Annotated in this window: 15 protein-coding genes and 2 pseudogenes; 14 read left to right on the top strand and 3 right to left on the bottom strand. The window is 64.1% G+C overall.

All coding sequences use genetic code 11. The features are described from left to right. The first annotated feature begins 111 nt into the window (after window positions 1-111). From ASE22_RS13175 to ASE22_RS27600, 8 genes and pseudogenes are all read left to right on the top strand, one after another. A complete protein-coding gene (locus ASE22_RS13175) occupies window positions 112-1,323 on the top strand; it encodes a DmpA family aminopeptidase (RefSeq protein WP_056360018.1) in 1,212 nt (403 codons plus the stop codon). A gap of 119 nt (window positions 1,324-1,442) precedes the next feature. Then, entirely contained in the window at window positions 1,443-2,165 is a 723-nt protein-coding gene (locus ASE22_RS13170) for a TetR/AcrR family transcriptional regulator (RefSeq protein WP_056360015.1), read from the top strand. 149 nt (window positions 2,166-2,314) lie between these two features. Next, the gene (locus ASE22_RS13165) at window positions 2,315-3,667 is read left to right on the top strand and encodes an aspartate aminotransferase family protein (protein ID WP_056361220.1); all 1,353 of its coding nucleotides are present in this window, start codon (window positions 2,315-2,317) and stop codon (window positions 3,665-3,667) included. Window positions 3,668-3,709: 42 nt separating this feature from the next. After that, a complete protein-coding gene (locus ASE22_RS13160; protein WP_056360012.1) occupies window positions 3,710-5,962 on the top strand; it encodes a transferrin receptor-like dimerization domain-containing protein in 2,253 nt (750 codons plus the stop codon). Window positions 5,963-6,002: 40 nt separating this feature from the next. Then, a complete protein-coding gene (locus ASE22_RS13155; protein WP_162248211.1) occupies window positions 6,003-7,514 on the top strand; it encodes a serine hydrolase domain-containing protein in 1,512 nt (503 codons plus the stop codon). A 572-nt stretch (window positions 7,515-8,086) separates the two neighbouring features. Continuing rightward, window positions 8,087-8,923, top strand: a pseudogene (locus ASE22_RS27990) (M81 family metallopeptidase); the annotation flags it as partial. Window positions 8,924-9,070: 147 nt separating this feature from the next. Next, window positions 9,071-10,243, top strand: a complete 1,173-nt coding sequence (locus tag ASE22_RS27605) for an aspartate aminotransferase family protein (protein ID WP_235537409.1) — start codon at window positions 9,071-9,073, stop codon at window positions 10,241-10,243. Between the two features lie 38 nt (window positions 10,244-10,281). Then, window positions 10,282-10,427, top strand: a pseudogene (locus ASE22_RS27600) (IS3 family transposase); the annotation flags it as partial. Between the two features lie 181 nt (window positions 10,428-10,608). On the opposite strand, the gene ASE22_RS13145 reads toward ASE22_RS27600, so the two are convergent. Genes ASE22_RS13145 through ASE22_RS13135 form a run of 3 tightly spaced genes read right to left on the bottom strand, consistent with a single transcriptional unit; the run spans window position 10,609 to window position 13,701 of the window. Beyond that, window positions 10,609-11,703, bottom strand: coding sequence for a CaiB/BaiF CoA transferase family protein (locus tag ASE22_RS13145; protein WP_056360007.1), 1,095 nt, complete (start codon window positions 11,701-11,703; stop codon window positions 10,609-10,611). 4 nt (window positions 11,704-11,707) lie between these two features. Further along, window positions 11,708-12,514, bottom strand: coding sequence for an enoyl-CoA hydratase-related protein (locus tag ASE22_RS13140; RefSeq protein ID WP_056360002.1), 807 nt, complete (start codon window positions 12,512-12,514; stop codon window positions 11,708-11,710). A gap of 35 nt (window positions 12,515-12,549) precedes the next feature. Further along, window positions 12,550-13,701 (bottom strand): NADH:flavin oxidoreductase/NADH oxidase, encoded by a 1,152-nt coding sequence (locus ASE22_RS13135; RefSeq protein WP_056359999.1) that lies wholly within the window; start codon window positions 13,699-13,701, stop codon window positions 12,550-12,552. A gap of 151 nt (window positions 13,702-13,852) precedes the next feature. Between ASE22_RS13135 and ASE22_RS13130 the strand changes: the two genes are divergently transcribed. The 6 genes from ASE22_RS13130 (at window position 13,853) to ASE22_RS13105 (ending at window position 20,232) form a co-directional block, all read left to right on the top strand. After that, window positions 13,853-15,031 carry an acetyl-CoA C-acetyltransferase gene (locus ASE22_RS13130; protein ID WP_056359996.1) on the top strand — a complete coding sequence of 393 codons (1,179 nt, stop codon included), beginning with the start codon at window positions 13,853-13,855 and terminating at the stop codon, window positions 15,029-15,031. A 33-nt stretch (window positions 15,032-15,064) separates the two neighbouring features. Next, window positions 15,065-15,847, top strand: coding sequence for an enoyl-CoA hydratase/isomerase family protein (locus ASE22_RS13125; protein WP_056361214.1), 783 nt, complete (start codon window positions 15,065-15,067; stop codon window positions 15,845-15,847). A gap of 27 nt (window positions 15,848-15,874) precedes the next feature. Further along, a complete protein-coding gene (locus tag ASE22_RS13120) occupies window positions 15,875-16,663 on the top strand; it encodes an aspartate/glutamate racemase family protein (protein WP_056359993.1) in 789 nt (262 codons plus the stop codon). A 20-nt stretch (window positions 16,664-16,683) separates the two neighbouring features. Continuing rightward, complete coding sequence (locus tag ASE22_RS13115; RefSeq protein ID WP_056359988.1) at window positions 16,684-17,865, top strand: acyl-CoA dehydrogenase family protein; 1,182 nt, start codon at window positions 16,684-16,686, stop codon at window positions 17,863-17,865. A 63-nt stretch (window positions 17,866-17,928) separates the two neighbouring features. Continuing rightward, on the top strand, window positions 17,929-19,128 hold the full coding sequence (locus ASE22_RS13110; protein ID WP_200933167.1) for an acyl-CoA dehydrogenase family protein: 1,200 nt from the start codon (window positions 17,929-17,931) through the stop codon (window positions 19,126-19,128). Between the two features lie 36 nt (window positions 19,129-19,164). Continuing rightward, entirely contained in the window at window positions 19,165-20,232 is a 1,068-nt protein-coding gene (locus ASE22_RS13105; RefSeq protein ID WP_056359982.1) for an NAD(P) transhydrogenase subunit alpha, read from the top strand. Window positions 20,233-20,244: the final 12 nt, after the last annotated feature.

The following is a 20,244-nucleotide window of genomic DNA, read 5'->3' as shown; positions in this document are numbered from 1 at the left end:
CCCGCAGCTGCGTCGTGGTATCGCATGACGACTGGCAGATTATTGTACATTGAACAAGAGAAATTTGCCGGGTATGAAAGAGCCATGTGGGAGCTCCCGGGGAGGCACATCATGAAGAGAATATTTACGGCGATGGCGGTGGTCATGATGGCGCTGAGCACCGGCGCTTCCGGGGCGGAGCCGCGCGCGCGCGATCTGGGCGTGCCGTTCGACGGCACACCGGGCGCCTATAACGCCATAACCGACGTGAAGGGCGTCGAGGTCGGCATGACGACGCTGATCCATGGCAACGGCAAGCTGGTGCGCGGCAAGGGGCCGGTGCGGACCGGGGTCACCGTGATCCTGCCGCTCGGCAAGGCCGGGCGCGATGCGGTGGCGGCAGGATTCTCCGTCATCAACGGCACCGGCGAGTTCACCGGTACCCGCATGATCGATGAGGTCGGGCTGTTCTTCGGCCCCATCGCACTCACCGGAACGGGTAATGTCAGCGTCGTGCATCAGGGGCTGATCGACTGGGCGGCGCGACCCGGCTATCTGTCGGACGACGAGCTGTTCACGCGGTTGCTGCCGGTGGTCGGCGAAACGCTCGATGCCCGGCTCAACGATGTCTACGGCCATCCGATGACCACCGCCGACGTCTTCGCCGCGCTCGACGGCGCCTCGGCAGGGCCGGTCGCGGAGGGCAATGTCGGTGGCGGCACGGGCATGACCGCCTATCATTTCAAAGGCGGCACCGGTGGCGCATCGCGGGTCGTCAAGGTTGGGAGCCGGACCTATACGATCGGCGTCCTGCTCCAGGCGAACCATGGCAAGCGCAGCGATCTCAGGATCGCCGGCATCCCGGTCGGTCAGGAAATTCGGGACCTGGAGCCCGTCATGCGTCCGCCCGCCAAGGCGCCGGAGCCCGACACGCCCGAGAAGAATTCGCTGCTGGTCGTGATCGCCACCGACGCGCCGCTCCAGCCGCACCAGCTGCAACGCCTTTCGCGCCGCGCGGCGCTGGGCGTGGGCCGCAGCGGCAGCACCGCAGGCAATTATTCGGGAGAGTTCGCGCTCGCCTTCTCGACCACCAACACCCTGCCCTATGACGGCAAGCCCGTTGGCCAGGCTTATATCAGCGACAATGAGCAGGATGTGATGGATGCACTGTTCACCGCCGCCACCCAGGCGGTCGAAGAGGCGCTGGTCAACCAGCTCGTGGCGGCGAAGACGATGACCGGCACCGACGGATCGACCGTCTACGCGCTGCCCCACGACCGGCTTCAGGCGCTGCTGAGGAAATATGGGCGCTACACGGCTCCCGCCGGTTCGCCGCCGCGCTAAGCCGACAAGCTCCCCCATGTACGACGGACAGGCCCGACCGCATTCTGCCGCCTATTGCGTCTGGCGCTTTCCGATCGCCCCGGTTAGGGCAGGACCATTGCCTGCAGGGGAGATGGGACGTGGTCACCGGCACGAAGAAGCAGGGACGGAGGAAAGCTTCGGCGGATACGCCTGCGCTCAGCCAGCCCGTCATCGTCGCAGCCGCACTCGACTATATCGACGCCGAGGGCCTGGACTCTTTCAGCCTGCGCAACCTTGCCCAGAAGCTGGGCGTCTATCCAACCGCCATCTATTGGTATGTGTCCAATCGTGATGCCCTGCTGGCGCATGTCGTCACGGCGGTCACCTGCGACGTGGTCCCCGCCAAACGACGCCGTGAGTGGCAAGCGGGCCTGCGGGACATAATGCGCAACTTTCGTGCTGCGGTGCGCGCCCATCCCAATGTTGCGCCGCTCATCGGCGGCCAGCTCGTCTCGAACACGCAGGTCGACCTGGATCTGGTGGAATATATCCTGGCGACGCTCTCGAAGGCGGGTCTTTCCGACAATGCGCTTGTCGGCGGCTACAATATGGTGCTGGCGATGATGGTCGGCTTCACGACCCAGGAATTTGCGCCGATCCCGCGAGAGGATGCCGCCCAGTGGCAGATCGCTGTACAAGAAAGATTGCTCTCGGTCGATGCGGAGGCCTATCCGTTGCTCAGCCGGAACATGCGCAATCTGTCGAACCGCGCCTTCATCCTGCGTTGGCAAAATGGCATTGATGCTCCGCTGGATACGAGCTTCGAACTCTGTCTCGACATTCTTGTCGCGGGGATCGAGGGCCTGGCGAAAGCCGACTGATCTCGACGTAGTCCAGGCATCCCGAAATCAATTCTAAAATTATTGTTTGCTGTACAATTTTTTTGATGTAGCTCCTTCGCATCGAATCGCGGGGCGCGACGCCCGCTGCGGTGTCCGTTGTCGCCGCGTCGCACGCGGCGGGGGAGTTCATGTCCAAAGTTCTTCATCGCACCATCGCCACCGAACCCGAGATCGCCGTCTCGGGCAAAGGGCTGATCCTCAGGCTGGCCAATGGTGCGGAAATCATCGACGCGTCGGGGGGGGCGGCGGTCGCCTGTCTCGGCCACGGCAATGAGCGTGTCGCCGCCGCGATCGGCAGGCAGGCCGCGAAGCTCGGCTATGTGCATACGGGCTTCTTCTCGAGCGAACCCGCGGAAGCGCTGGCCGAACTGCTGCTCGACGGCCACCCGGGCGGCCTGACGCGCGCTTTCTTCGTCTCCGACGGCTCGGTCGCGATGGAATCGGCGCTCAAGATGGCACGGCAATATCATGTCGAGCGCGGCGAGCCGCAGCGCGTCCATTATATCTCGCGCCGGCAAAGCTATCACGGCAATCTGTTCGGCACGCTGGCCGCCAGCGGCAATATGGCGCGCCGGTCGATCTACGAAGACGTGCTGCCGCATAATTTCAGCCGGGTCTCGCCCTGCTTTCCGTTCCGCTACCAGGAGCGGACCGAGAGCGATGCCGATTATGTCGCACGGCTGGCGCGCGAACTGGAAGAGGAATTCCAGCGGGTGGGCCCGGATCGCGTGATCGCGTTCATCGCCGAACCGGTGGTGGGCGCGACCGCGGGCTGTGTCGCCGCAGTGCCCGGCTACTTCCCGGCGATCCGCCAAGTCTGCGACCGCCATGGCGCGCTGCTGATCCTCGACGAAATCATGTCGGGCATGGGCCGGACGGGAACGCTGCATGCGTGGGAGCAGGAAGGCGTCACGCCCGATATCCAGGCGATCGCCAAGGGGCTGGGCGGCGGGTACCAGCCGATCGGCGGAATCCTCGTATCCGGCCGTGTCATCGACGCACTCGCCGTCGGTTCGGGCGCCTTCGTCCATGGCCACACCTATCAGGCGCACCCCGTTGCCTGCACGGCCGCATTGGAGGTGCAGCGGATCATCCGCGAGGACGGGTTGCACGCGCGAGTCCGGAGCATGGGCGCGCTGCTGGAAGCGAGTTTGCGCGACCGCTTTGCCGATCATCCGCATGTCGGCGACATCAGAGGGCGTGGCCTGTTCTGGGCGCTGGAGTTCGTTCGGGAGCGTGCGCACGACAAGCCGTTCGATCCCGCCGTCCACTTCAATGAGCGCCTCAAGGCGGCGGCGATGCGCAATGGCCTGGGGATTTATCCGACCGGCGGTACGATCGACGGCGTGGCGGGCGATCATGCCATCGTCGCCCCGCCCTATATCGTGACCGAAGGCGAGATCGCGCAGATCGTCGACCGCCTTGCCACCTCCCTCGACGCCGCTGTCGGCGAAGCGCTGCACTGCGACATGATCGGCTGACCGAAGAAGATTGCTGCCCCTCGTGATGCGAAGGACACCCCGATGAAGAAGATGGCAAGGCTCTACTGGCCGGCGGCGCTCCTCGCCTCGCTGGCGCCCTGTGCGGCGATCGCGGCACCGGCATCGACCGAGGCGCGCGAGCAATGGTTCCGCTCGGAAATCTCGTCGCAACGGATCGACGACTATGTCCGCGCGCTGACCGCGCGGCCGACGACCCCGGGCGGCCCCTTCTCGATCATCGCAGCGCAGAAGACGCTGGAGCTGTTCAGGTCGTGGGGATGGGATGCGCGGATCGAAACGCACCGGATCTTGTTTCCCCGGCCGATCGAGCGCCGCGTCGAGCTTCTCGGCGCTACCCCCTTTGTCGCGAAGCTCGACGAACCGGCGATCCCGGGCGATCCCTATTCGGCGCAGAAGAGCGAGATCGTCCCGCCCTTCTTCATCTACGGCCCCGATGGCGACGTCACCGCACCGCTGGTCTACGTCAATTTCGGACTGCGGGCGGACTATGAGCAGCTCGCGGTGATGGGCGTCGACGTGAAGGGAAAGATCGTCATCGTGCGCGCTGGCGGCATGTGGCGCGGCGGTAAGGTGCAGCTCGCACATGAACATGGCGCGGCGGCGATCCTGATCTATTCCGATCCCAAGGAGGACGGCTATTACCGGGAACTCCCCTATCCCGAGGGTCCTGGCCGGACGCCTGACGGCGTGCAGCGCGGCAGCATTCTCTACGGCAAATATCCGGGCGACCCGACGACGCCGGGCAAGCCCTCATTGAAAGGCAGCGAACGGGTTAAGCCGGGCTCGCCGGATTCGACCGTCGCGGCCATTCCGGCGATGCCGCTATCCTTCGCCGACGCGCAGCCGCTGCTCGCGTCGCTGCAAGGGCAGGTCGTGCCGGAAAGCTGGCGCGGCGCGCTGCCCGTCACCTATCGTACCGGACCAGGCAATGGCGATGTCCATCTCAAGATCCGCTACGACTGGAACTATATCGACATCCACAACGTCACCGCGCGGCTCAGGGGCGGCATCTATCGCGACGAATTGGTGCTGCGCGGCAACCATCGCGACGGCTGGGTGCATGGCGCGCAGGATCCGCATTCGGGCCATGCGGCGATGCTCGAGGAAGCCCGGCTGCTCGGCAGCGCCTACAAGATGGGTTGGCGGCCCAAGCGCACCATCGTCTACAATAGCTGGGACGCCGAGGAGCAGGGCACGATCGGCTCTACCGAATGGGCCGAGCTTCACGCCGAGGAGATCGCAAAGCATGCGGTCGTCTACATCAACACCGACGTCTCGGGCGCGGGCATATTCGCTGCGGCCGGATCGTCGTCGCTCGCCCAGTTTATCAGCCGGATCACCGACAGCGTCGCCGATCCCGCCAGCGGCGTGCCCGTCAGCAAGCGGGTCCAGCTCAAGAACGACCTCGACATTTATCAGCCGCCGAGCAGCTCGGGCAACGCGATCACCGGCAGCGGCGAAGGTTATGACGACAAGAACCATCAGCTGATCCTCGGCCCACCCGGCTATGGATCGGACCATCACACCTTCGTCAGCCACTTCGCGCTGCCCACGCTGATCCTGGAGTTCAGGGGAGAAGACAGTCTCGGCGCTTATCATACGGGCTACGACAATTATGCCTGGTACACGCGCTTCAACGATCCCCAATTCCGCTATGCGGCGGCCACCGCTCAGATCAACGGTCTCGCGGTCATGCGGCTGGCCGATGCCGACATCCTGCCCATGACCTTCACACCGATGGCCACCGCGATCGCACGAGAGGTGGATGGGATCGAGACGCTCTATGCTACGAGGCGCGGCGCGATCGAGCGCGAGGATGCACAGGTGAAGGCAAAGGCGTTCGAGCTGCTGGCCTTCCGCAGCCAGCCACGCGCGGTACCCGCCCTGCAGCCTGTTCCTACGCTGGACCTGACGCCGCTCCGCACGCCGCTCGGGAAGATAGCGGCGTTGGCCGCCGAATATGACAAGAGGATCGAGACCGGCATAACCTTGTCTCCGGCGGAGACGGCGGATCTCAACCAGGCGCTCCAGGCGGTAGAACGCGCGTTCGGCAGGCGGAGCGGCCTGCCGGGCCGTCCATTCTACCGCAACGAGCTCTATTCGCCGGGACGGCTGTGGGACACCGTGCCCTTCCCCGCGATCGGCGACGCGATCAACGACGGGAAGTGGGAGCTGGCGGCCAGCCAGATCGCACCCGCCGCGCAGACATTGTCGCAGATCGCCGCGGCGCTGGAGACCGCGATCGCGAAGACCCGTCCGGCGAGCAGGAGATAGTCATTTGAGGATGATCCGCTCCGGCGCGACGGCCTGTGCCATGCTTGCCCTCAGTCTTGCTGCTTGTCCGGCGCTGCGCGCCGAGCGGCCCGCCGGAGCGGAAGCATCCCGGCTGTCCGAAGCCGATCTCGTCGGCCGCTGGTATGGCATGGCCCAGGATCGCAGGGGTCGCTTCTCGCGGCGCTTTCCGGTCGAGATCGAAATCGAACGGCGCGACGGAGCGCTTGTCCTGATCAACCGCGACCGCCTCGCCAGCGACGAGGCCGCCAGCCTGTCGATCGACGCGCAGGGCGCCAAAGCGGCCTTTCCTGGTGCGTTCGCCAGCGGCCCTGCGATCACGCTGCGCCGAGGCAAGCGCGGCGAACTCGACTACAGAATCGACAATGCCGGTCCGCTGGGGCTGGAGCATAATGCAGCGATGCTCAGCCGCGACCCCCGCCGCTCGGCGGCGTTCCGTGCGCCGCGCCTCGACGCGAACGGCGACCGGACCGGGGACTATGCCTATCGTACCCCGACAGGCCGCGCCGATGGCTTTCCCGTCGCGTCCGCGCACAGCCAGGGTGTCGACGAGGATCGTCTCGCCGCGCTGGTCCGTGCGGTGCTCGGGCAAAGCGGCGATATCGACAAGCCGCAGATCGAAGGCCTACTCGTCCTGCGCAACGGCAAACTCATTCTCGAGGAATATTTCTGGGGCCAGTCCGCCGACAATCCGCACATGATCTCGTCCTGCACCAAGAGCCTGACGGCGATGATCACCGGCGCGGCGTGGGACCGCGGATTGATCGACCTCGACGAGCCCGCCGCCACCTATTTCCCCGACTATTCCGACAGCCTGTGGGCGAAGGAAAAATATCCGATCTTGGTGCGCCATATCCTCTCGATGGATTCGGGGACCAAATGGGACGACAGCGCATCGTCGGGCGAGCCGTCGAAGATGCTCGAAGCGGCAACCGATATCGCGGATTATATGCTGAACAAGCCGCTCGTCGCCAAACCCGGCACCCGCTACAATTACGACAATGGGCTGCCCGCGTTGCAGGGCCGGCTGATCGAGAATGCGGTGAAGCAGCCTTTTGCCGATTTTGCCGATCGCACGTTATTCAAGCCGCTCGGCATCACCAATTACAGCTGGATGCCGACCCGCGATCATGGACGCCCGCTCGCCGCCGGGGGCGTCTATATGCGCCCGATCGACGCTGCGAAGCTCGGCCAGCTCATGCTCGACAAGGGCCTGTGGCGGGGCAAGCATATCCTCTCCGAAAGGTGGATCGCGCAGTCCACCACGCAGCAGACCGCCGATGGCGATTATCCCTATGGCTTCTATTGGCATCTGACCAATGCGCAGCACCGTCATATCGAGAAGATCGACGGTTATAGCGCGATCGGTCAGGGCGGACAGTTCATCATGGTGCTGCCGTCGGTGCAAACGGTGATCGTCATCACCTCGGCATCCTGGCGGACGGCGACGCGATCACATGAGCCCGGCACGCCTCTGGGGCTGATCAGCGAGCATATCGTCCCAGCCCTGCTCGGGCCGACGAGCAGGCGCTGAAGGCGGCCCCGGCGTCGCAGCGCCCCGATCGCGGAACAAACGTCTGGTAGGGCTGGCGACAGGCTTATCCGGGCACGATATGCGGCCTTGCCGACGCCCTTGCGCGCGAGCAGCGGTTACGTGAAATTCTGCACGGTTCCCCCGCAGCGCCGTCATCACGCTCCAAAGGACGATCGCGATCCCACGAGACGGGTGCGGGAGAAACGGCCGGCCGCCGATCCGAGCGGCAACCCGGCCGCCGCGTAGAACAGCGAGAAGGCGGAACCCTGCACCATTCCGATTTGCAGATCGCTAAGCCCGAGGTCGGTTTGATGGCTCGGCGAGTCAGGCGATGATCTGCTGGTCGACGACAGACAGGAAGTAGCAGGCGGTCAAAAGCAGCGTGATCGACACCGCCGCGCCGCGGCCCCCGCCTTCCTTCCCGAATCGAAGACTGCCCTGTTCATCAGGACGTATCGGCGTGTCCCGCCGTCTTCAGCGGCAAAGCTCGGAGGGCGATCCAATTGTCCGATGTACAATTTTATTGCGAGCTATTCTGATGACAGCTAGACGCTCGAGGGGAAGGAGAGCCCATGCCTGCATCCCGTCCGTTCAAGGTCTTCGCCTGTGGAATCAGCCCTGAGAACCACAGCTTCAGCAGGTTGCCGACCGGGCTCGGCCATTTTCGCGATGCCGACCCGGAACGCTTCGACGCAGACCAGTTCATCGGCATGCGATCGACTGCCGGCGGGATAGCCGAGGCAGGGCGGGATCTCGGCTGGAAGCTGCGCTTCCCCTTCTTCGCCGAAGCCATGCCTAGCGGCCTGCTGACCGTCGATACGTTCGAGATCCTGGCGTGCCGGTTGCTCAGGGAATTGGAAAAGGCCCAGCCGGTCGATGGCATTCTCCTCGCCCTTCACGGCGCGATGTATTCCCGGGATCATCCCGATTGCGAGGGCGAGATATTACGCCGCGTGCGCGCGCTCGCAGGAACGAAAATACCCATCGCGCTGAGTCTCGATCTTCACGCCAATGTCAGCGATGCGATGGTTCGCCATGCCGATATATTGACCGGTTTCCGGACCACGCCGCATACCGATCATTTCGAGACCAGCTATCGCGCATCGACACTTCTCGACCGGGCGATGCGCGGCCATCTCAGGCCGCATCTCTACATTGGACGACGGCCAATGCTTGCCGGAATGGACATGGGCCGCACCCTCGATCCCGACGGGCCCATGAGCCGGCTTCAGGCGCGGGCTCGCGCGCTCGAGGAAAGCGAGCCTGGCATAGCCGATATCGCGCTCAACGCTGGCTCCTATCATGGTGATATCGCCGAAGCCGGACCTTCGGCGGTCGTGAACGGCGACGGCGAGGACGAACGTTATCAGGCAATCGCCGACGCGCTGATCGCGGAAGCCTGGAGCAGCCGCGACGTCGCCCCATCGATCCACGCCAAACCCGATATCGATAGCTGTCTGATCGAGGCAAAGCGCTGCTTTGCCGAGCGCCGGCCCGAAAGCGCCGCGATGCTGGCGCGAGGCGCCCGGTCGATGCCCGGCGGGAACACCCGCTCGGTGCTCTTCTACGATCCGTTCCCGATCGTCATGGCGCGGGGGCAGGACACGCGCCTGTGGGACGTCGACGGCCTGGAATATGTCGACTTCCTGGGCGAATTCACCGCCGGGCTCTACGGCCATTCCAACCCGGTCATCCGCGCCGCCATCGACAGGGCGCTTGACGGTGGCACGAACCTTTCGGCGCATACGCCCTATGAGGTCGAACTGGCGGAACTGGTGGTCGCACGCTTCCCCTCGATCGATCTGGTCCGCTTCACCAACAGCGGCACCGAGGCCAACCTGATGGCGGTCACCCTGGCCCGCGCGGCCACCGGGCGAAGCCGAATATTGGTGTTCACCGGGGCCTATCATGGCGGCGTGCTCAGCTTTTTGGCGGGTGCTTCGCCGGTCAATATTGCCGGCGAATTCGTCTATGCCGTCTATAATGATCTGGCGGGCGCGAAAGCGCTGATCGAAACCCACGCCGCCGATCTGGCCGCGGTGCTTTTAGAGCCGATGCTGGGCGCCGGAGGGTGCCTGCCCGGCGATCCCGAATTCCTGAAGGGCGTCGAGGCCGCTGCGAAGCGGGCCGGGGCAGTCGTCATCCTGGATGAAATCCAGACCTCGCGGCTCGCACCGGGTGGGCGTCAGCAACTTATCGGCCTCGATCCCGATATCACCACTCTGGGCAAGTATATCGGCGGCGGCGGCGCGATCGGGGCCTTCGGCGGCAAGGCGGCGCTCATGGACATGTTCTCGCCGGGCCGGCCCAACGCGCTGCAGCATGCCGGGACGTTCAACAATAATGTGATCTCGATGGCGGCCGGCGCGGCCGGACTGCGCGAAATCTATACAACCGAACGCGTCGAGGCGTTGAATCGCGCTGGTGACGATCTGCGCGGCCGCCTCAATGATCTGTTCAGCGAAGCCAACGCGCCGCTTCAGCTTATCGGGCTCGGTTCGCTCATGAACGTCCATGCAACAAACCGGTCTATCCGAAGCTTCGTCGAGATCGACCGCATCGACAACCGACTTCGCGACCTGCTGTTCTTCTTCTTGGCGGATCGCGGCTACTATATTGCACGTCGCGGGCTCATCGCGCTCAATCTAGAATTGCGACAGACGCAGATCGCAGGCCTGTATGACGAAATAACCAAATTCTTAGATCGATATCGCCGACTTTGGACCTAGCCGACAGCAACCTTGGACTTCCTTTTTCTGCTATTGACGAGAAGGCGCTTCCCGGTCGCCGCCCGCCTCATCGGCGCGTCCTGATCCGTCAGGCCGACCGCGGGTCGCAATATATGTCGATCAAGTACACCGAGCGTCTTGCCGAGCAGGGATCGAGTCGTCGGTCGGCAGCGTCGGAGGCAGCTGCCCCTTCGGGCTTCCTGTCGAGCCCGAGGAATAGCTAATCTTCACCGTACCGGACGAACGCCGAGCGCCGGCGTCGAGAGAGGCGGAACAGGTTGGCCATATCCGGCGCGAGTAAGAAGCCTCTCCTAACGCCGCCCACCCGTCGGCACGCGGCGCCCCCCCCCCCGGCGGTGCGGCGATCAGGAACCGAACACCAGGTCGCCGTCGTCCTGGTCGTCCCTCGTCATTGTCGGTGCGTCGTTCACGCTGGCCGAATAGCGCGGCGCGGGGGCCGGCTGCATCATTCCGCCAACGTCGACGAACGTTCTCCGATCGACGTTGTGGGGATGGTGCGGCGCTTCGCGCATCGACAGGACGGGGCTGAAGCAGGAATCGTCATATCCGAAGATTTCGCACCACTGCTCCCGCGTCTTGCTCCTGAATATCTCGGCGAAGCGTATCTTTAGGGTATCCCACTTCCGAGGGTCGTGGGGATCGTCGAAGGCGGGATCTTCAGCGATGCCGAGACGATGGCGCAAACGACCGTAGAATTGCGGCTCGATCGCGCCCACAGCGACGAACTTGCCGTCGGCCGTCTCGTAGCAATTGTAGAAGTGCGCCCCGCCGTCGACCATGTTGACGCCATATTCGTCGCGCCACACGCCCATGGCGTGTGCCGAGTAAAGAAGACTCATCAACAAGGCCGAACCATCGACCATCGAACAGTCGACAATCTGTCCCTGGCCCGTGGCGCGCGCATGCAGGATCGCGCTGACCATGCCGAAGGCCATCATCATGCCGCCGCCACCGAAATCGCCAACCAGGTTCGCGGGCGGAACGGGCGGCTGTCCTGGACGCCCGATGGCATGCAGGGCGCCGCTCAACGCAATATAATTGATGTCATGCCCTGCCGATTGCGCATAGGGGCCGTCCTGACCCCAGCCGGTCATCCGACCGTAAACCAGCTTGGGATTGTCGGCCAGCAGAACGTCGGGTCCTAAACCCAACTGTTCCATTACGCCCGGCCGAAAGCCCTCAACGATGCCGTCGGCGTTCCGTACCAATTCTCTCGCTCTGGCAATATCGGTAGGCTTTTTCAGGTCCAGCCGAACCACTTTCCTGGATCGAGCGAGCGCGTCTTTTTCCAACGAGATATAGCCATCCATCACCGCCGGCGTGGCGCGCATGACGCGAACCACATCCGCGCCGTTGTCGGCCAGCATCATGCACGCGAAAGGGCCTGGCCCCATCGAGCCGAACTCAATGATCCGGATGTTCTGAAGGGGACCGGACATGCGCTTACACTCCGTGCCAATGGCTGTCGCGGCTCAACGGCGCATAGTTGGCGGCGCGCTTCTCGCGGAAGGCGGCGAGGGCTTCCTTCGAGTCGGGATGCCCGCTCATCCGCTCGGTCGCCGCCTGCTCGAATTCATAGCCTTCGCGTAGGTTCATCCATTCGATCCGGTCGAGGACCCGCTTGCTCACCCGGACCGCGGTGGGGCTGAACGATGCCACGCGGGCGGCGAGGCGCTGGGCCTCCGCTTTGGGCTCGTCCGTCGCCGCAATGGTGAGGGCAGCACCGGCGGCCGCGAATTGTTCGGCCTTCATCGGTTCGCCGGTGAAGTACATCTTGCGGACCAGCGGCATGGGCGCAATGCGCGCCAGATGGCGGGCGCCGCCCATCACACCCACCGTCAGTTCGGGCAATCCGAAGCGCGCATCGGGCGCAGCGACGACGAAATCGCACGATGCGGCGATTGCCATTCCCGTCCCCAGCGCCGCGCCATGGACCGCACCGACCACCGGCACAGCACATTCGGCGATCGCAAAGAAGGCTTCCCGAACGCGCCACATGCGCTCGACGGCATTATCCGGCGTCATCGTCGCGAACTCTTCGAGATCATTGCCGGCGCAGAAGTGCTGTCCTGCGGCGCTGAGAACCACCGCGCGCACGTCGGGCCCGGCGCGGTCGATATCGCCGAACAGCGCTGCGATCTCGATATACATGTCACGATTGACGGCATTGGCGGGTTCACGGTTGAGGACGACATGGGCGATGCCCTGTTCCGTCACGCTGATAGCAAGATATTGGAAATTGGATGACATGGGTCTGATCCTGTTTTGAGAATGGGAAGCAGCGGTCAGGCGGGGTCCGGTACTGGCTCCGGAAAGGGGATATGGGGTGTCTTGCGCCGGCCCAACCACCAGCCGGACTGGGGAGGCCAGTCCTCGAACCGCCGTTCGGGCTGAAGCTGCATCGCAGCGTGGAGGGGCCAGTTGGGGTTGAAGAGCGCTTCCCGGCCGATGGCTACGATGTCGGCGCGCCCCTGATCGATGACGTCTGCAGCCTGTTGCGCGCCGACGATCAGGCCGACCGCGACGGTCGCTATGCCGGCCTCCTCGCGAATCCGCTGGGCAAAAGGAACCTGGAAACCTGGTCCTCTGGGAATGACCGAAAGATCGCCGCCGATCCCACCGGAGGAGCAGTCGATGACATCGACACCGGCCGCCCGCATCGCGATGGCAAGCTGCACCGAGTCGTCGAGATTCCAGCCGTCCGCGGCTGCGTCGATAGCCGAAATCCTGCAGAACAAAGGCAAGCTCTCGGGCCATACCGACCGTACGGCCCGGACGATCTCGATGGCCAGCCGCATACGATTGATCCGATCGCCGCCATAAGCGTCGCTGCGCTTGTTCGACAAAGGCGAGAGAAAGCAATTGATGAGATAGCCGTGCGCTGCATGGATTTCGATTATGCGGAAGCCGGCCTCCAGAGCGCGCCTGGCCGCGGCGCGCCAAGAGTCGAGCAGCGCCGGGATCTCGTCCAGCCTGAGCATCCGGGGCGCCGGCAGATTCTCGGCAGCGGGAGCGCCACTCACTGACACCGTCGGCCATGGCGCTTCGCCGCGCTCGGCCAGATCCGCGGCGTCGACGGCGCCGTCGCCATGCCATGGGCGGCGCATGCCGGCCTTGCGTCCTGCGTGACCCAGCTGGAGTCCGGGCACCGCGCCCTGGGAAGTGATCAGTTCGGCCAAACGGGCGAGTCCGGGGACATGGTCGTCAGACCAGAGGCCGAGATCGCCATGGCTTAGCCGCCCCTCCGGCACGACGGCGGTCGCCTCGGTCATCACCAGGCCGGCGCCGCCGATCGCGAACCGGCCATAATGCGCGAGATGCCAGTCCATAACCTTGCCGTCCCCCCGCGCCGAATATTGGCACATGGGCGAGATCATGATCCGGTTACGCACCGTGACGTCGCGCAAGCGCCAGCGTTCTAGGAGTTTGACCGCCATTGAACCCACCCTTTCTCGTCCGGCCAAAAGCTTTGCACTTCCAAATTAAAAAAACAAGCGTTTGTAAATATCGATCTTCGATGGTAGCTGGATGGCATGCAGTGACTCGGTTGGCTGCTGGCAGCGGCCAGGCCGTGAGGGAGGCGAGCAGGTGGAAGAGGCATTTATCGTCGATGTGATCCGGACGGCCGGCGGCCGGCGTGGCGGACGGCTCAGTGAATGGCATCCGGCCGATCTGGGCGGCTTTGTGGTCGATGCGTTGCTCGACCGGACGGGCGCCGATCCCGAGCTGATCGACGACGTGATCTTCGGCTGCGTGCAACAGGTCGGGCAGCAATCCCAGAATGTGGCGCGGACCGTCGCCTTGTCGTCACGCCTGCCCGAACGGGTGCCCGGGGTGACGATCGATCGTCAGTGCGGATCGTCGCAGCAGGCGATCCATTTCGCGGCACAGGCCGTGCTGTCCGGCACGATGGATATGGTGATCGCGGGCGGCGTGGAAAGCATGACCCGGGTGCCGATGCTGCTGGCGTCCACCCTGCCCGAGGCGAATGGGATGGGGCATTATCGCGGCACCCGCTTCGAGGCGCGCTATGGCACGGCCGAACCGAGCCAGTTCGATGGTGCCGAGCAGATGGCGGAGCGGTTCGAGCTGTCCAAAGATGAACTGGACCGGTTCGCGCTGGAGAGCCATCGTCGCGCCGCAGCGGCCGCTGCAGCCGGGGCGTTCGACGACGAGATCGCGCCGATTCCAGTACAGGCGGCGGATGGCTCCGTTGAATGGCACCAGACCGATGAGGGTATTCGAACCGACGCGACCCTGGACGGCATCCAGAAGGTCAAGCTGTTGCGCGAAGGCGGGCGCATATCCGCCGCCAATGCCAGCCAGATCTGCGACGGCGCGTCTGCTGCGCTGATCGTCAACCGGCGCGGTCTCGCCGCCCTGGGGCGCAAGCCGATCGGCCGCATTCATCAGATGGCGGTGACGGGTTCCGACCCCGTCATCATGCTCGACGCGCCGATCCCCGCGACGCGGCGCGCCCTGGGGAAGGCGGGTTTGAAGGAATCGGACATCGCGTTGTTCGAGGTCAATGAAGCTTTCGCGTCGGTGCCGATGGGCTGGATGAAGGCGTTGGATATCGATCCGGGCAAGGTGAACGTCCATGGCGGCGCGATCGCCCTCGGCCATCCGCTGGGCGCGTCGGGCACCCGGATCCTGGCGACGCTGCTGAACGCGCTGGCCCGTCGCGGGCAGCGCTTCGGTCTCCAGACGATGTGCGAGGGCGGCGGGCTGGCCAACGCCACGATCGTCGAAAACCTTCGGATCTAGACGCCCGGCACTTCCAGCAACGTGGAGCACAAGGTGCGCAGCGATTTCAAATATATCAAAGTCGACCGCCACGGTCATACGATCATCGTCACGATCGACTATCCTCCGGTCAACGCCACTCACCCCGACGTCGTCGACGAGATTCGGGAGGCCGCCGAGGCGGTCGAGGAGGACTTCTCGGTCCGATCCTTCATCCTCACCGCCACCGGCCGATGCTTCGTCGGCGGCGGCGACATCAAATTCTTCCTGACGCTGGGACCGGAAACCGCCGAGAAGATGGCGCTCCAGGTCCAGAAGATGCAGGCCGCTCTCCACTATTCGCGGGTTCCGGTCATCGTCGCAGTAAACGGCCATGCGATAGGCGGCGGGCTCGAACTGGTGATGGCCTGCGACATCGCGATCGCCGAAGAGCATGCCATGTTCGGTCTCGCCGAGGTCCGGCTTGGCCTCATTCCGGGCGCGGGCGGCACGCGCATGCTGTGCCGGATGATCCCCCGCGGCACGGCCAAGCGCATGTTGTTTACCGGGATGCGGATCACCGCCGCGCGGGCGGCGGAACTCGGCTTGGTCGACGAGGTGGTGCCGACCGGCCAGGCGCTCGAAGCCGCCCTGGCGCTCGCCGCAGAGATCAACGCCTGCGGGCCGGTCGCCGTGGCGGCAGCGAAGAAGTCGGCCATTTACGGCCTCGATCACTCACTCGACGAGGCGCATCGCCGCGAAGTCGAACTGTTCGGTCCGCTGTTCCGAACGTCCGATCATCGTGAGGGCATCGATGCTTTCTTCGAACGGCGTCCTCCTGTTTTCGAGGGCCGGTGAGGCGAAAAGAAGGATCTGGAGAAGAAGATGAAGCTCTGTGTCATCCACATCAATTCGGAAAAGGGTTCCGAACTCTATACGCAGATGATCGATGGCGTGTTCGACAAGATCAAGAACCCGGATACCGAGATCGTGCATCGCTATGCGCGGCTGCGCAGAGCCGCGGACACGACCTACGCCTATCCTTATTTCATCAATTCGCTCGACGTAGCCCACAGGTTCGCCGAAGCAAGCGAGGATGGGTTCGATGGCTCGATGGTCGCGTGCTCGGGCGATCCCGGCGTCGTCCAGGCCCGGTCGCTATCCCAAATTCCGGTGGTCGGCCCGATGGCCGCATCCATGCACTGGGCGTGCGAATATGGCCTGAAATTTGGGATCGTTACCACGGCCGATCGTCCCTGGTTCGAAGCGGTGAACACGATCGTCACCGCTAACGGACTGTGGGGCCGGTGCAGCGGCATTCGCAGTATCGAAATCCCGTCTAAGCAGGCGTTTACGCAGGGTTTCGTGGAGCCGGCCCTCGTCGCCGCGGAGATCGAGCGCCAATCGCGCAAACTGGTGGAAGAAGGCGCCAACGCCGTGGTGATCGCGAGCGCCGGCCTGAGCTGCATCGCGGCCGTCGCGGGTCTCACCCAGATATCCGACATGGGCGCGCCCATCTTCGACGTGCTGTCGATCGGTCTGAAGACGCTTGAAATGCGGGTCGAGCTTACCCGGAAGGCGGGCTTTCCCGCCACCAGCCGCGTCGGAATGGGTGAGTATTTCGAACCCGCCGACACAGCCCGCGTGAAATCTCAGTTTAATCCGCTCTTCTAATCATCGCCAAGGATAAACGAATGGATACCTATTCTCTTGCGGTAGAAACCTTCCTCACCGACGAGGAGCGCCAGTTCAGGGACAGTGTTCGGCGCTTCATGAAGCAGGAAGTCGAACCGCTCGTCCCGCAAATGGAGGCGGAGGGTCAGCCCCCCGCCGGGCTTCTCGAAAAAATGGGTGACGCCGGGATGCTCGGGACGTTCCTGCCGGAGGAATATGGCGGCGCGGGCGCGTCACTGATGACGCGCGCCATCGTCGCCGAGGAAACGGCGCGGATGAGCGCGGGGCTCGATGCGACATTGTTTGTCAATATCGGGATCGTTGCCCGTCACCTGTCGATCTATGGAACGCATGAGCAGAAGGAGAAATATCTGCGTCCGCTGGCGCAGGGCAAGATTTCGGCCTCGATCTGCATCACCGAACCTCATGGCGGATCCAATGCCCTTAGCCCGCGCACCACGGCGCGCAAGGACGGGGATCACTGGATCATCAAGGGTCATAAGACATATATCACCAACGCGCCGATCGCGGAATTCTTCCTGGTATTCACGCGCACAAGCGGGGCCGATCGCAACGTGAAGGGCGGCACCTGCTTCATCGTCGAAAGATCCACACCCGGCCTTTCGACGGGCAAGCCGTTCGACAAGCTCTGCCTCCGGGCATCTCCGACCAGCGAAGTGTTCCTGGAAGATGTGCGAGTCCACGAAAGCCAGGTTCTCGGAAAGGTGGATGAAGGTTTCAGAATTCTCCTCGACGGTCTGGATTCCGAGCGCGTTTTCGAGGGCGCGAGCAATACCGGCATCGGCCAGGCATGTCTCGATGTCGCCATTCCCTACGCACTTGAACGCGAAGTATTCGGGCAGCCAATCGCGACCTATCAGATGATCCAGGACAAGATCGCCCAGATGGCTACAGGCGTCGAAACCAGCCGGACGATGTTCTACCACCTGATCAGGGCCTGTGAGCGCGGGATAAATGTCAACCGCGAGGCAGCCATGCTGAAACTCTATTCCTCGGAAATGGCGGTGCAGGCATCTCGCGATGCGGTTCAGATCCTCGGCGGCAACGGGCTTATGGAAGAATATCCGGCCGCCCGGCTTTATCGCGACGCCAAGCATCACGAGATCGGCGCGGGAACGAGCGAAATCCAGAAGCTGATCATCGCGAAGGAAACGCTGCGCCAATATCGCCAGGTTGCGTGATTGAAGGGGCGAGCCCCGGCGTCGTGCGACGCCGGGGCTCGCCCGAAGAGGAATGAACCACCGATGAGTGACCTATCCCGCCCGGATCCCGATGTGCCGCTGAACTTCGCGGAACCCGAGATGCTCGGCCTGCTGCGGGAAAGCCTGCGCAGGTTCGTCGCCCAGGAAATGCCGCGCGAACTCGCCCGGGCTTGGGACCACCAGGACCTGTTTCCGAAGGACGTATATGGGTCGCTGACCCAGTTGGGCGTCACCGGGCTCGCGGTAAGCGAAGAATATGGCGGCGCGGGCCGGAATATCGTCGCCTGCATGGCGACGATCGAGGAACTGTCCCGGCGAAGCCTGGCAGTGGCGATACCCTATATCATGTCGGCCTGTTATGCCGGCATGAACCTCGAGGAATGCGGTACGGCCGAGCAGAAGGCCGAACTCCTGCCGCAGGTAACCGGCGAGGGCATGCGCTTCGCCTATGGTTGGACCGAGCCCGACATCGGCGCTGACTTGGCGAATGTGCGGACGACGGCCGAACGGCGCGGTGATCGCCTGATCATCCGCGGTGCGAAGCGCTTCTGCACAGGCGCGGAACTCGCGGACTATATTTATGCGCTGGTCCGCAGCGATGCGGACAAGCCAAAATATCAGAATCTTTCCTTCATATTGATTCCGACGAATTCGCCGGGCCTGTCGATCACCCGGATGGGAACAATGGGCGCCCGGGGTGCTGCGACCACCGATGTCCAGCTCGAGGATGTGGAAGTGCCCTTCTCGTCCGTGATGGGCGGGGAGGCAGGTTGGAACAACGGCTGGTCGTTCCTGGTCGGGCCCGGCCTGGACATCGAGAAGCTGGAGGTTGCCGCCATGGCGCTGGGCCTCGCCGTCGCCGCGGTCGAGGACGCATGGCAATATAGCACCGAGCGCAAGCAATTCGGTGGACCTATCAGCGGCATTCAATCGGTCCGCCATATGCTGGCCGATGCGCAGACCCGACTGCATGCATGTCGCCTCATGCTGACCCAGGCAGCATGGCTCGCCGAAAACAAGCTCCCCTGCCGCGCGGAAACGTCGATGGCCAAATTGTTCATCTGCGACACCGCGAAGGACATCGTCCTCAAATGCCAGTCGGTGATGGGCGCTTATGGCTATGTCGAGGAAAGCGACATGGAGCGCTATGTTCGCGATGTCCTGCTCATGCCGATCATCGGCGGCTCGTCCGCCATCCAGCTCAATAACATCGCCGCCGCGTTGCGCTTGCCAAAGCAGTAGCGCGGCGATGCGTGGTGAAGTCAGAAGGATTCGCTCTTGAAGATCGCAGTCCTCAAGGAAGGTGTTGCGGGTGAGCGCCGTGTGTCGGCGACGCCTGAGACCGTGAAGAAGTTCATTGCCTTGGGTGCCGAGATGGCGGTTGAGGCGGGGGCGGGCGAGGATGCTTCGATTTCCGATGCTGATTATGAGGCGGCTGGAGCGAAGGTGGGCCCGCGAGCGGCGACGCTGAAGGATGCGGATATCATCTTCGGCGTGCAGGGGCCCGATCCCGAGGCGCTGGCCGGCGCGAGGCCGGGGGCGTGGATCGTCGCGGGGCTGAATCCGTTCGGGGACCGCGCCCGGATCGACGCCTATGCCGCCAAGGGCTTCGAGGCATTGGCGATGGAGTTCATGCCGCGCATCACCCGCGCGCTGCTGGCGGCGGCCGAATATGGCCGTGCCTTCCCGATGATGATGACGGCGGCGGGCACCGTGTCCGCGGCGCGCGCCTTCATCATGGGCGTCGGCGTCGCCGGGCTCCAGGCGATCGCGACCGCGCGGCGCCTCGGTGCYCAGGTCTCGGCGACCGACGTGCGCTCGGCGACSAAGGAGCAGATCCAGTCGCTCGGCGCCAAGCCGATCTTCGTCGAGAAGGTCGCCGGCATCGAGGGCGAGGGATCGGGCGGTTACGCGACCGAGATGTCGGAGGAATATCAGAAGGCCCAGRCCGAACTGGTGTCGAGCCACATCGCCAAGCAGGATATCGTGATCACCACCGCGCTGATCCCGGGGCGTCCCGCSCCGCGGCTGATCAGCGACGCGCAGATCGCGACGATGCGCGCGGGCTCCGTGATCGTCGACCTCGCGGCCGAAAGCGGCGGCAATGTCGAGGGTGCGGTGTCGGGCCAGACCGTGGTCCGCCACGGCGTCAAGATCATCGGCGCGAAGAACATGGCGGGCACGCTCGCGGCCGACGCCTCGGCGCTCTACTCGCGCAATCTCTACAATTTCCTGAGCGCCTTCTGGGACAAGGACGCGAACAAGCCGATCCTCGACGAGGAGATCGGCAGCGCGGTCCGGCTGACCCAGGACGGCAAGGTCGTCAATCCACGCCTGCTCGGCTGATCACGGGAAAAG

This window comes from Sphingomonas sp. Root720 (genome assembly GCF_001428605.1).
In the GTDB taxonomy this organism is placed as follows: domain Bacteria; phylum Pseudomonadota; class Alphaproteobacteria; order Sphingomonadales; family Sphingomonadaceae; genus Rhizorhabdus.
The sequence above is the reverse complement of the archived record's forward strand: the minus strand, read 5'-3'. Positions and strand labels throughout refer to the sequence as shown.

What these genes read in the sequence shown, in the direction of transcription:
- ASE22_RS13175 (WP_056360018.1), top strand. Translation starts at nt 112, where the DNA reads ATGAAGAGAATATTTACGGCGATGGCGGTGGTCATGATGGCGCTGAGC.
- ASE22_RS13165 (WP_056361220.1), top strand. Translation starts at nt 2,315, where the DNA reads ATGTCCAAAGTTCTTCATCGCACCATCGCCACCGAACCCGAGATCGCC.
- ASE22_RS13160 (WP_056360012.1), top strand. Translation starts at nt 3,710, where the DNA reads ATGAAGAAGATGGCAAGGCTCTACTGGCCGGCGGCGCTCCTCGCCTCG.
- ASE22_RS13155 (WP_162248211.1), top strand. Translation starts at nt 6,003, where the DNA reads ATGCTTGCCCTCAGTCTTGCTGCTTGTCCGGCGCTGCGCGCCGAGCGG.
- ASE22_RS13145 (WP_056360007.1), bottom strand. Translation starts at nt 11,703, where the DNA reads ATGTCCGGTCCCCTTCAGAACATCCGGATCATTGAGTTCGGCTCGATG.
- ASE22_RS13140 (WP_056360002.1), bottom strand. Translation starts at nt 12,514, where the DNA reads ATGTCATCCAATTTCCAATATCTTGCTATCAGCGTGACGGAACAGGGC.
- ASE22_RS13135 (WP_056359999.1), bottom strand. Translation starts at nt 13,701, where the DNA reads ATGGCGGTCAAACTCCTAGAACGCTGGCGCTTGCGCGACGTCACGGTG.
- ASE22_RS13120 (WP_056359993.1), top strand. Translation starts at nt 15,875, where the DNA reads ATGAAGCTCTGTGTCATCCACATCAATTCGGAAAAGGGTTCCGAACTC.
- ASE22_RS13115 (WP_056359988.1), top strand. Translation starts at nt 16,684, where the DNA reads ATGGATACCTATTCTCTTGCGGTAGAAACCTTCCTCACCGACGAGGAG.
- ASE22_RS13110 (WP_200933167.1), top strand. Translation starts at nt 17,929, where the DNA reads ATGAGTGACCTATCCCGCCCGGATCCCGATGTGCCGCTGAACTTCGCG.